This window comes from Thermoflexibacter ruber, assembly GCF_900113045.1.
Lineage (GTDB): Bacteria > Bacteroidota > Bacteroidia > Cytophagales > Thermoflexibacteraceae > Thermoflexibacter > Thermoflexibacter ruber.
In genome coordinates this window covers 1-12399 of the sequence record NZ_FONY01000065.1, presented here as the reverse complement: position 1 = coordinate 12399, position 12399 = coordinate 1, and the positions used below count along the sequence as shown (strand labels likewise).

The following is a 12399-nucleotide window of genomic DNA, read 5'->3' as shown; positions in this document are numbered from 1 at the left end:
TTTTGCGACAAAGTGCGTTTTTTCAACTGAAAAAATATAGATAGTTTGTGAAACAGAAAGTAAATTTTACTAAATAAGTTGGTTTTTGGAGACTATTTTGACAACTTTCCGCGCAACAAAACGTAAATTTGACTTATTGAGAAACTGCTTTGAAAACGAGTTTTCGTGTGGGAGAGTAGAAAACAAAAACCGCTAACAATAGCTTGTCGAAATGCGGAGCTGAGGTGCTGAATTTTCAACTTTTGGAATAAAAATATACCTTGTGCTTGGTTGCGGTGAAGTGCTACGAAACTCCCGCCTTCGCCAAGCCCTTTCCGTTGGTAGCCATTTTAAGAAATAACGGAACAATGGAAAATCAGAATTATATTTTTGAAATTTTTTGTATTGATGTCAATGGACAAACTGAAATCAAGTCAGAAACAAACTTGATACAGGCTTTGTGTTTTACTACCAAACTTTGGAGTAGCGAAGTCAAAGACACTTCAAGTAATGGTAGATGGACTATAAATGATGAAAAATCTAAAATTTCTGTTAGGATTAAATCTGTTGATACTACGAAGGTTTTGACGGGTTATTTTGAAGTTGCATTCAATATTAAAGTTGAAAGTACAGATTTTGAGGCTCTTGAAAGTTTTAGGCTGAAACTTCTTAGGCACATAAAAGGGAAATTAAGTTTCTCGCATATAAGAGTTTTATCAGACGATATTTCTACTGCAATAGCACAAGAATTGTATCCTCAAATAAACAAAGTTGAGAGTTTACTTCGTAGATATTTGGCAAAGTTCTTTATTCAAAGAGTTGGTTTAGATTGGTGGGAAACAACTGCACCAAAGTCAATGATTGACAAGGTAAAAATAAGAAAATCAGATAGAAAAGACGAGTTTTCAACACTTTGTGAAACAGACGTAAGTCTGGCAGATTTTGATGATTTAGGGGAGTTGATTTACAAGCAATCATCAGGTTTAAACACACCAGAAAAAGTAACCGAAAAAATTGCTAAAATTTCGTCTTTGGAAGAACTTGAAAATTTTAAAACAGAACTAAAAGGGAATTACACAAAGTATTTCAAGGAATTTTTCAGGGACAAAGAATTTGAACAAAAGTGGAAAGAACTTTTTAAAATTCGGAATAAAGTGGCACATCACGGAGTGTTTTACAAAAATGAACTTGATAGAGGTTTGGAGTTGGCAAGTTCTCTTTCCGCTATTATTCTTGACGCAGAAAATAATATTGATGAAATGACTTTTAGCGTTGAGGAAAAAGAGGCTATAAGAAACGCAACCATTGAGGCTATTGAAAGCGTAGAGGTAATTCAAAACCAAGTTGAGGAAGATACCGAAAACACAAATTCAGTAGTAGGACTTAAAATTTTAGGCAAAATTGAATTACCGAACTCATCATCATACAAAGGTTATTACAAGGCAATAACAGAAGAAGAACTACTTAATGAATTGCATCTTTGCGAAGACGCACGTAACTATGTAGGTTTAAAGTGGTTTGTAACTCAATATTTAGCAGAAAAGGAGTTTTCAATCGGACTTTCTTACTCTTTAATTAACATATTAGCGGATAAAAATAAGATTGAACTTTATGATATTCAAGAGGGATATGTGATAAAAGCAATCCGATTGAAAAAATAAAAAAAACGGCTACCAACATTATGTTTGCGAAAAGGCGGGCTAATGTGCGTAATTTAGGCTTTTGTACTTTCTATAAACTTTGTGCGTAAGGCAAGGGAAGTGCTATAAAATCCCACCCTTCGCAAACATTTTTCCGTTGTATGCCATTTTAAAAAACAAAACTACAATGAAAAAAGCACTACTGATAGCCTTGATTTTCAGTACGATAACAAAACTTTTTGGACAAATTCCAACTTTCCAAAGCCCGCAACCTGCAACTTTGGGCAGATATGACAACGTAGTAACCTTTCCTACACAAAGACAAAATGGGTTTCCACCACCCAACCAAAACAACGTGTTGCAAAATTTATTGCTTCAACAACATCAACAAATTCAACTACAAAACCAAAGGCTGATAAACCAAGCCACACAACACCAACAGCGAAGAACTTTGCCCCAAGATGTTTTGGACGACATTGCAGCGTTTGAAAACCCCAAATATTCATCTGTTGCGGAGGCTTACAATTCCCTGAATTACAAATTTCCGAATGTAACTGCCAAAGGCACAAATTTTTATGAAAGTGCATTTGCGAAGTTTCAAAATATGCTTTCAGGCAAAGAACCTTTGAATTTGAAAAGGGCAGTGTATTTGGTAGAAAATTCGTACTACGAAAACACGATGCCTTACCAAGAATTTGATGAAACTTTGCGAAATATTGCGGGTTTGATTTCGCTGAAAATGAAACAAGACAAAATGCCCAATAATCAATTAGCCAAAAATTTGGTAATTTACCAGTTTATGGCAGACACTTTTAAGGTCAAAATTCCGCACAAAGAGAACCAAGTATTCACGCATTATCCATTCAAATACGACTTTGAGGATTACAGAGGCGAGAAAGATTACCGCAAAATGTTTGTTTCTAAACTCTTGCTGCAACATTCAGGGCAGTGCCATTCTATGCCACTTTTGTATTTGTTGTTGGCAGAGGAATTGGGGGCTAAGGCTTGGCTCAGTTATTCGCCCAATCATTCGTTTATCAAATTTATGGTGAATGGCAGACTACAAAATTACGAAACCACCAACGGACATTTTACGACTGATGCTTTTGCTTTGTCTTCGGGATTTATCAAGGCAGAGGCATTGGCAAACAAGGTGTATTTGGATACATTGAGCAAAAAACAACTCATTGCCCACTGTTTAATGGATTTGGCTTTGGGCTACGAACACAAATACGGCTACAACGAATTTTCTTTGAAATGTGCAAATTTAGCACTCAAACACCACCCGCAAAACATTACTGCATTGATGACCAAAGCCAACTATTACAATGCTTTGCTGAGCTATGTGGCAAAACAAAGCAAAGAAAAACGACTTCCGAATATACAATTTGGTGATGTGCCACAAGTTTATGAACTTTACAACAAAATGAAACAAGCCCAACAGGATTTAGACGATATTGGTTTTGCAGAAATGCCCCAAGAGGCGTATCAAAATTGGCTCAAAGGCATACAAAAAGAAGCCGAAAAAAGTAAGCAAACTTTTCAGAATATTCAACAGTCTTTGTGGAAAAAATAAATCTCAATAACCCAATGAAACAGTTTATTGCCTTCATTTTCAGTATTTTACTTTCACTCAACTTTGCCACAGCCCAAGAGCAGCAAGGCAAAAACCAAGTGAAATACACTAACCCTTTTGAGCAAGCAGGTATCAAGGGCATTAAGATTTTAACCCTAAGCAATGGCAAATACCAAGAGTTTCACGATTTGGACAGCGTGGTGCAGATAGGCACAACGCTAATAAATGTAAATACTCGTAAAATTGTAGGTTTTGTCAAAAAAGACAGTGCCAATAGTATGCCTGATGCGAGTGTGAATAGTAGGTGGATTTCTGTTGACCCTTTGGCAGAGGAGTATTATAGCCTCAGTCCGTATAACTTTGTAATGAATAATCCAATTAGGAATATAGACCCTGACGGGAGAGCAGTTATTGAAACAGCAGATAAGACAACTTACACAGGCGAAGATGCTATTAATATGTTCAAACAACTACAAAGCCAACAGAAAACAGAAAAGGGTGATGATAATTGTTGTCCTGATAAAAATAAAAATGGAAATAAAAATGCACAAAGAGAACCAACACTATTGGAAAAAACGTTAGCAACGTGGCTTTACTTGATAAACAATGCTGTTGATTTTTATAGCGATTACTTTGGCTCGGGTCTGCTTGGAGAAAATGCTACGACTGTGGAAAAAGCAGATGATATGATAAAAATGTATGTAGGGGGAAAAGTTTTTGCACATATCATTACTATGGCAGGGACAATTAAATGGTCGAGTAGTACAGTAAAAAAGGCAGCAGCAGAACTATCAAAAGGAAGTACAACTGTTAAAGTTGCTTCACGTGCAGAAGCCGAAGAACTTTTTTAAGATTATTTCAAGGACATGGTTATACTAATACCACAGGAATGTCGGCTAAGGAAGCAAAAAACTTTGTAGGTAAATCAATGACTTATCATTGGGATGATGTAGTAGACCAGACAGGCAACATTGTTAATCATGGTAAGAATAACCCACATGGTGGTGCTAAACATTTACAAATTCATGATGATGAAGGTAATATATTTCGTATATTTTTTGATTAACTAATATGTTTATGAATTTAATTAAACCTAAAATTTGGAATAGGCTGGTATTAAATGGAGATTATATAGTTGCTGAATTAAAAGCAACAGAAGATAATAATAGGCGTTGGGTTGCTATTTATAAAAATAACGGTAAGCCTAAAATCAATAAAAATCTTCCTGAATATAAATATCTAATCTTAGATTTTGAACTTGATAAATCCATAATAGATACTTATTTTGGAGAGGAAGATAAAAAAAATCAAAAGAGATATTATCTAAATTCGGAAGAAGAAATATACAAAAAATTAAATGAACTTAATATTAATCCTGATTTATTTGATGTCCCTTGGGCTTCTGAGTATCCACTATAATAAAACTAAGTCTTTCTTCTTTCATGTATCAATTTAAAGAAGAAAGATTTTTAATATCAAATAAGCATTGTGAAAATCAAACTCTTATTCTTATTTTTATTTAGTGCAAGTCTTGCCCTTGCCCAAGATAATTTCTATTATCAAACTGCCTTTACAGAAATTCAAGCTATGCTTTCAGGCAAAAAAGCATTGAATTTCAAAAAGACTGTTTATCACGTAGAAAATGCCTTTTTTGACAATCAATTAGACAGCAACGACTTCAACAAAGAAGTGCGTAAAATAATCTTGCTTGCCAAAGGTTTTCATCAAGCCAACCCAATAAGCAATTACACCCAAAAAGACAAAGCAACTGTTGCTTTGTGGGGTGCAGTTTTTAAAGTAATGACAGATACGGTTACAATTTTGTTGCCTAATGGCGAAAAAGCCTATCACTTGCCTTTTACTTACGACTTTGAGGACTATTTTGGCGAGCAGGACTGGACTAAAATGTTTGTTACCAAACTTTTAGCCACCCGAAAAGGTAATTGTCATTCCTTGCCTTTTTTGTATAAAATCTTGTGTGAGGAATTAGGAGTTTCGGCAAATTTAGCACTTGCCCCTAATCACATTTACATCAAACACCGAGCAGAAAAAACAGGTTGGTACAACACAGAACTCACAAGTGCAGCCTTCCCCATAGATGCGTGGCTAATGGCTTCGGGCTATATTCACTTGTCCGCCATTCAAAACAGTGTGTATATGAAAGCCTTAACCGACCAAGAAAGCATCGCCCTTTGTTTGGTAGATTTGGCAGAAGGCTATAAACGCAAAACCAACGGACAAGACACCGATTTTATTTTGAAATGTTGTAACACCGCCTTACAGTATTTCCCAAATTGTGTAAATGCCTTAATTTTGAAAGCAGAAACCTTAAAACAGATTTTTGAGAAAACCCAAAACAAGCAAACTTTCAATGAAATTCAAGACCTTTATCTACAAATTCACGATTTAGGCTACCGACAAATGCCCAAAGAAATGTATTTGAATTGGTTAATGGAACTGCGGACAGATAAAGATAAGTACCTCAACAAGAACCTAATAGACGTGCAGAACAAGAAGTAAAACGGCATACAACATTGCATTTGTGGCAAGGCGGGCAGACGTGCTAAATTGAAATTTTGTGCTTTCTATTGGCTTTTGTACGTGTGGAAACAGTAGTGCTACCAAGCCCGCCCTGCACAAATACTTTTCCGTTATAGCCAATGCTTGACGACAACCATAGCGACATTGTAAAGTCATCGGAGGACTGTCCTTCGGTGACTTTTTCGAGCGGACTTCGCAACTCGACAGTTTGTGCGACTTTTATACTTTTGGTGTGGGACAGTCCTTCGTTGACTTTTAAAAAATTACAATTTGATAGACATCAAACATTATCTTTAACAATTAAAATTTAAAACTATGGAATACAAAGCATCACTTGACACTCTTGCGAAAGGATTGACTATCGGAGTGTTTATTTTACTAATTGCAATCGGACAAAAAAGTGTTCGAGCGTTACTCGTTGCACAAGGCGACACAACGACAATTTTAATACACACAGGGACACTTCTGCTGTTTGTATTAATTTTATTAGGCAGTTGGCTGTATGCACCACAATCTTATACTCTTGACAGTAACGAACTGACAATTAACAGACCAATTGGAAAAGTAAACATCAAACTTGGCGACATTAAACAAGTGCGGACAATTTCTGACAATGAAACAAAAGGCACAATCAGAACTTTCGGAGTTGGCGGACTATTTGGTTATTTCGGAAAGTTTCACACGCCTGGTATCGGACACTCAACTTTTTATGCAACGCAACGGAAAAACAAAATCTTAATCATAACAAACAGCGACAAAAAAATAATCATTACGCCAGACGACATTAACTTGGCTGAAAAATTAAAACCGTAACGACAATGACGAAAGAAAGCACTGGCTATAACACGGGTTTTGCGTCAGGCGGGGTGACGTGCAAACTTGGAACTTTGTGCTTCTATTCAAGTTCAATGCTGGTTGACAGTTTTGTGCTCCGAAACCCGCCCGAACGCAAAGCCCGAAAACGTTACCTGCAAGCATATGAAACAGACAGTATCTAAAATATTGACAATTTTGACCTTGACTTTTTTGCTTGGATGCAATAACAAGACAAACGATAAAAAAATTAATATGACAGCGACAGAGAAACTAAAATCCATTTTGACTGAACAATACATTTCAGAAGACGGAGACAAATACAAAGTTGAACTTAAAGAAGGATTAACAGACCAACAAATTGATGATTTAGCCAAAAAACTTCCGACAGGACAAGTTCCAATTGAGATTAGAGAATTGTTAAAATTTACCAGTGGATTTGAATTTTACGGACTGGAAGAAGTGACTTTTGACGGAATTGGACAATTTGGATTTGAAAATTTTTTCCCTAATTCAGTTCAACTTGCAGGTGACGGATTTGGAAATTTCTGGATTTTAGACGTGGACAAGAAAGGAAATTGGGGAAACGTTTTCTATGTGTGTCATGACCCAGCGGTTATTGTGAAACATTCTGAGAATTTGACTCAGTTTATTGAACATGTAAGTGACTTTGGAAAGAATGGAAATAAATCAAATCTTGACATAATACACGAGAAAGTGGTTATGGATATTTGGAGCAAAGACAATGGTTTTATTGAACTTGAGAATGCAAGACAATCAAACGACACGATTTTAAAAAACTTTGCACAGACTCTTCCTGACAGTTTTGTTATAGCTGACTTGCGGAATAAACCTATCCAAAGTGGATTTGCTTGGGGTAAATATGGGCCGAACATTGATAATGCAAAACGACACGAAAATGAATTGATTTGGGGTGTTGAAAAACAAAGCAAGAAAGGATTAATCTCAAAATTATTTGGACGATAACTAAGAATTGAAAAAATGCCAGCAGGTAACACGCAATATACAAAATTGGGGTTTCATAGGTTATTCAAAGGTTGTGGCTCGCATCATGTGCCGTGTAGCTTGATAGTGAATCGCTCCGTAATCCCCAACTTTGCATATTGCCACCGTTAGCGGTCAGTGTATAAACGACAAAAAATCAAATCACATATGGACAACAAGTTAATTAAAAATATTGTCGGTCAATTCCGAGACATTCAAGAACAGGAATTATGGCTTGACGAAAATTTTAAAAAAAAGATTGGCAACATTTCAGAGAAGCTTGCCTTTGTGAGACCATTACCTGAATTACATAGTGTTGCAGAGTTGATTTCACATATTTTGGTTTGGAGAAAGGAAAGCATATTAAAGTTAAAAGGACTTAAATCAACCTTAACAATGGAAAGTCCTGAAAATTGGCTTACAAATGACGAATTAAAGAAAAAAGGTTGGGAAGAACTAAAATCTGAATTTTATCAAAGTCAGAAAGATTTAATTGAAATAATTGAAAATGAAACAGATAACTTTCTGGATAAAGAATATACAGATGGCTTTAAATTCAAATATCTTCTTGAAGGACTGATTCACCACGACCTTTATCATTTAGGACAGATTGGAATTGTAGTAAAATATTTAAATCTTAAAAATAAATCTTCGTAATGAATTACAATGGTAAAAAATTCAAAACCCAAAGCAATTCATCAAATGGTGAGACATCTTCGGACACCGTATTTTCTTATTATCAAGAAGGAAATTTGTTGAAAGCGACTTACTCAGGCGGGCAAATAAAGTTCGGTCATTTAATAGGTATAGTTGACGATTTTGGGAACATTGATATGCGCTATCATCAGGTGAATAGTAAGGATGAACTTATGACAGGAGTTTGCTATTCACGGCCAGAAGTCTTATCAAATGGCAAATTACTTCTGCACGAAACTTGGCAATGGACAAGTGGAGACAAATCAAAAGGTACATCAATCATTGAAGAAATTTAAATCTTATATGTATGGAAGCACGAGAAACTTTAATTAAAAAATATGTTGAAAGCTATAACAGCTTTGATACTGAAAAAATGACAGAAGGTTTTTCTGATGACATAGTTTTTGTGAATATACAAAACGGACAAGTAACTATGACTTTGAACGGTATAAATGAGTTCAAGAACCAAGCGGAAACGGCAAAACAGTTTTTTTCACAAAGAATTCAAAAAATACTATCTTTTAATCACGAAGGGCATATCACTCAAATTGAAATTGACTATCAAGGAGTTTTAGCACAAGACTTTCCAAACGGACTTAAAAAGGGACAAGAGATAAAACTAAAAGGCAAATCAACTTTTGAATTTAAAGACGGGAAAGTTATAAAATTGACAGATGAAAGCTGAAAAAGAACACCGAACCGCTAACAGGCGTTTGGCTCAATGGCGGGTGACGTGGTTAATTGAACATTCTACCTCGCATCAATTTTTGTGGTGTATTGACAGTTTTGTGCTCCGAAATCCGCCACTGCGCCAAGCGCCGGAACGTTAGCGGTCAGGCTAAAAAATAAAACAAACCAATCAGAAAAAATGAAGCAAAAATTATTGATATTTATACTAATATCCTTGACCCTAAACTTGCATAGTTTGCAAGTTTTTGCACAAACAAAAAATAGTTTTGTGGCAGATAGTTTAGATACCTATATAACAAAAGCTATGAAATTATGGAATATACCAAGTGTTGCGGTTGCCATTGTTAAAGATGATACTGTGGTGTATTTAAAAAGTTTTGGCATCAGTGATTTATCAACGCAAAGCAAAGCAGATAACACTACTTTATTTCCAATATGGTCTATGGGAAAGTCATTTACGGCATTTTCTTTGGCACTGTTGGAAGAAGGAAATCGTGTAAAGTTGGAGGATAAAGTAAAAAAGCATTATCCTCAATTTAAAATGAACAACTCGAGTTATGAAAATGAAATGAATTTGATTGATATACTCTCACATAGAATGGGAGTGGAAACTTTTCAAGGCGATTTCCTTTGGTCTGAATCCTCACTAAACAATGAAAAGTTATTACAAAAATGGTCAAAATTTAGTCCGAAACACCCTATTCGTTCAGGTTTTCAGTATAGTAACTTTGGTTATTTGATTGCGGGAGAGGTAATTAGTAATGTAAGCAAACAAAATTGGCAATCATTTATGACTAACGAAATTTTGAAACCTTTGAGTATGAGTAATACTGTTTTGTTGGTTAATGAGTTAAAGAAAAAGCAAAATGTCGCCAAAGGTCATATAAAAGTTAATGGGACAATAGTGCCTATTGTAGAAGGAGAAAGTATGAAAATAGAGCCGTTTGGCGGTATGTATTCTACCATTGATGATATGATAATATGGATTAAACTACACTTGAACAAGGGTAAGATAGGAACAACAAAAATATTTAATGAAAGTATATTTGAACGAGTACATAAGCCACAAAATATCGTTGGTAAAATGTATTTGCCCGATGGCAGTAGTCCTAATGTAAATTATGCTTTGGGTTGGGAAGTACGTGATTATCAACATAGAGAAGTGATTACACACGGAGGTGCTTATACAGGTTTTTCCTCTATGATGGGTTTTGTACCTCAAGAAAAATTAGGTTTCGTAATATTAACTAATTCAGATGCTCACGAATTGGGTGAGGCTCTTAAATGGCAAATTATAGATGCTTATCTGAACAGAAATTATACTAATTACGCTCAAAATATGTATAATTATACCAAAGCAGGCGAAGAATGGGAAGCAAAAAATTTGAGTAAAATGCAAGATAGTGTTGCACTAAATTTACCAACTATTTTGCCTCTGAATGATTTTGTAGGTACTTACGGGAGTGATACATACGGTGAAATTCAAGTAGAAATAGATACCCCAAACTCATTAAAACTAAAATTTGAGCATCACCCTCAACTTGTTGCTACGCTCAAATATATAGGCAATAATCGTTTTTGGTGTGAATATTCGCAAACAATGTTTGGAAAAGTTATTATCCCTTTTGAAATTAAAAATAATAAAGTCATTGGCTTTGAACTTTCGGTACATCCTTACGTGGAATTTACAAGTTATTTATTTAAAAGGCGTAGGTGAAAGTATTAAAAGCCCAAACCGCTAACATTGCATTTGTGGCAAGGCGGGCTAATGTGCTAAATTTTGGCTTTTGTACTTTCTATAAACTTTGTGCGTAGGGCAAGGGAAGTGCTGTTAAATCCCGCCCTTCGCAAACATTTTTCCGTTAGCCTCAATTTTAAAAAACAAAAACGGAAAAACAAACAACAATGAAAAAGCATCTACTCATCATTTTGCTTTTTAGCACGACACAACTTTTCGGACAAATTCCAACTTTCCAAACCCCGCAACCTGCGAATTTGGGAACTTACGGAAATCAAAATTTTTTTCCGAACCAACAGCAAAACAAATTTCCGCAAGCAAACTCTTTGGAACAACTACGCTTGCAACAACAGCGACAAATCCAAGAACAAAACCAAAGGCTGATAAACCAAGCCACAAGTAACACAAGGGAAATTCCGCCTGATGTTTTGCGGGATATTTGGGAAATGGAACAGGCAGAAAAACGCAATGCACAGTACCGTTTGCCCTCTTACAAAACTACCAACGCACAAACCCAAGCCTATTACACCGCCTTTGAGAAAATAGCGGAAATGTTGGACGGAAAAAAGCCCTTAGATTTGAAAAGAGCAGTTTTTTTGGTGGAAAATGCCTATTTCAATAGTTCTATGTCGTGGGACAAATTCAACCAAAGTATTCAAGACAAAGTAAACTTGTGCCATACCTTGATGAAACAAAAAGGCTTGTCCGACAATCCGCACAACCGAAAAATGGCTATTTTTTCGCTGATGTCAGATACGCTAAAATTCAAAAATACAGGGTTTGACGGGGGCGACCTTCGCAAGATACAAATTCATCTGCCTTACCAATACGATTTCAAAGATTTTTATGGTAAGCAAAGTTGGACAAGTCAGTTTGTCAGCAAACTGTTAAATACCAAAAAAGGACAATGCCATTCTATGCCTTTACTCTACCTAATTTTAGCCCAAGAAATGGGCGTAGAGGCGTATTTAAGCACCGCACCCGAACATTATTTTGTAAGGGTGAAAGACAAAAACGGAAATTTACAAAATTTGGAACTCACCAACGGAATGTTTACGAGCAATGCTTTTATTTTGGCATCGGGTTTTATCAAAACAGAAGCGTTGCGGAATAAAATCTATTTGGATACTTTGGGTTTGCAGGCACAAGTTGCAAATTGTTTGTCAGATTTGGCACAAGGTTATTACAAAAAGTTTGGGTTTGACGATTTCATTGCAAATTGTATTGATAAAAATTTAGCGGTAACGCCCAATAATGTTCACGCCATTGCAATAAAATCGGATTATTATACGGTTTGGTTTCAGTATTTGCAGCAAAAATTTGGTATCAAAGACGAGGCAAGTTTGCGAAAACACCCGCAAGCAATCCAAGTGCTACGAATGCGAAACCAAATTTATGATTTGATAGACAATTTGGGTTTTGAACAAATGCCCAAAGAAAATTATGAGGCGTGGCTGAACACTCTAAAAGAGGCAGCCCAAAAACAAGAAGATGCCGAAATTCGCAAAACCATTTACCTCAATGAAATTAAATAAACCAATGAAAACCAATATTTTAGTTCTATTTTGCGTGTTTTGGGCAAGCCTTGTTTTTGCCCAAGAACCTAAGAAACAACAACCTGTAAAGTTTGAACCGCCAAAAGAAATTGACGGTTTTAAGGTGCGGTATGCCACATTGAGTAAGGGCAAATACCAAGAAATTTTTACCAACGACACCATTCA

At 35.7% G+C, this 12399-nt stretch carries 15 protein-coding genes; 14 read left to right on the top strand and 1 reads right to left on the bottom strand.

Going from position 1 to position 12399, the window contains the following annotated elements:
- Nucleotides 1-317: 317 nt before the first annotated feature.
- From BM141_RS20995 to BM141_RS20975, 6 genes are all read left to right on the top strand, one after another.
- A complete protein-coding gene (locus tag BM141_RS20995; protein ID WP_221407729.1) occupies nt 318-1640 on the top strand; it encodes a HEPN domain-containing protein in 1323 nt (440 codons plus the stop codon).
- A gap of 166 nt (nt 1641-1806) precedes the next feature.
- The gene (locus tag BM141_RS20990; protein ID WP_143091051.1) at nt 1807-3195 is read left to right on the top strand and encodes a hypothetical protein; all 1389 of its coding nucleotides are present in this window, start codon (nt 1807-1809) and stop codon (nt 3193-3195) included.
- A 14-nt stretch (nt 3196-3209) separates the two neighbouring features.
- On the top strand, nt 3210-4046 hold the full coding sequence (locus tag BM141_RS20985; protein WP_143091050.1) for a hypothetical protein: 837 nt from the start codon (nt 3210-3212) through the stop codon (nt 4044-4046).
- Between the two features lie 38 nt (nt 4047-4084).
- Nucleotides 4085-4261 (top strand): hypothetical protein, encoded by a 177-nt coding sequence (locus BM141_RS23235; RefSeq protein WP_177217491.1) that lies wholly within the window; start codon nt 4085-4087, stop codon nt 4259-4261.
- Between the two features lie 11 nt (nt 4262-4272).
- Nucleotides 4273-4614, top strand: coding sequence for a hypothetical protein (locus BM141_RS20980; RefSeq protein WP_143091049.1), 342 nt, complete (start codon nt 4273-4275; stop codon nt 4612-4614).
- A 69-nt stretch (nt 4615-4683) separates the two neighbouring features.
- Nucleotides 4684-5715 (top strand): hypothetical protein, encoded by a 1032-nt coding sequence (locus tag BM141_RS20975; RefSeq protein ID WP_091549416.1) that lies wholly within the window; start codon nt 4684-4686, stop codon nt 5713-5715.
- A 43-nt stretch (nt 5716-5758) separates the two neighbouring features.
- Here BM141_RS20975 and BM141_RS23230 read toward each other — a convergent pair whose 3' ends face one another.
- Nucleotides 5759-5935: a hypothetical protein gene (locus tag BM141_RS23230; protein WP_177217490.1), complete on the bottom strand. Its 177-nt coding sequence runs from the start codon at nt 5933-5935 to the stop codon at nt 5759-5761.
- Nucleotides 5936-6051: 116 nt separating this feature from the next.
- Between BM141_RS23230 and BM141_RS20970 the strand changes: the two genes are divergently transcribed.
- The 8 genes from BM141_RS20970 to BM141_RS20935 all read left to right on the top strand — a co-directional run.
- Nucleotides 6052-6549, top strand: coding sequence for a PH domain-containing protein (locus BM141_RS20970; protein WP_091549415.1), 498 nt, complete (start codon nt 6052-6054; stop codon nt 6547-6549).
- A 165-nt stretch (nt 6550-6714) separates the two neighbouring features.
- Nucleotides 6715-7536, top strand: coding sequence for an SMI1/KNR4 family protein (locus BM141_RS20965; RefSeq protein ID WP_245764131.1), 822 nt, complete (start codon nt 6715-6717; stop codon nt 7534-7536).
- 186 nt (nt 7537-7722) lie between these two features.
- The gene (locus BM141_RS20960) at nt 7723-8211 is read left to right on the top strand and encodes a DinB family protein (protein WP_091549421.1); all 489 of its coding nucleotides are present in this window, start codon (nt 7723-7725) and stop codon (nt 8209-8211) included.
- Nucleotides 8211-8546, top strand: coding sequence for an avidin-fold protein (locus tag BM141_RS20955; protein WP_091549414.1), 336 nt, complete (start codon nt 8211-8213; stop codon nt 8544-8546). The genes BM141_RS20960 and BM141_RS20955 overlap by 1 nt, the downstream gene beginning before the upstream one ends.
- An 11-nt stretch (nt 8547-8557) precedes the next feature.
- Nucleotides 8558-8935, top strand: coding sequence for a nuclear transport factor 2 family protein (locus BM141_RS20950; protein WP_091549413.1), 378 nt, complete (start codon nt 8558-8560; stop codon nt 8933-8935).
- A 273-nt stretch (nt 8936-9208) separates the two neighbouring features.
- Nucleotides 9209-10657, top strand: coding sequence for a serine hydrolase (locus BM141_RS20945; protein ID WP_221407728.1), 1449 nt, complete (start codon nt 9209-9211; stop codon nt 10655-10657).
- Nucleotides 10658-10845: 188 nt separating this feature from the next.
- A complete protein-coding gene (locus BM141_RS20940; protein WP_091549411.1) occupies nt 10846-12213 on the top strand; it encodes a transglutaminase family protein in 1368 nt (455 codons plus the stop codon).
- A 4-nt stretch (nt 12214-12217) separates the two neighbouring features.
- The coding region (locus BM141_RS20935) for a hypothetical protein (RefSeq protein ID WP_143091048.1) at nt 12218-12399 on the top strand (182 nt) is incomplete at its 3' end.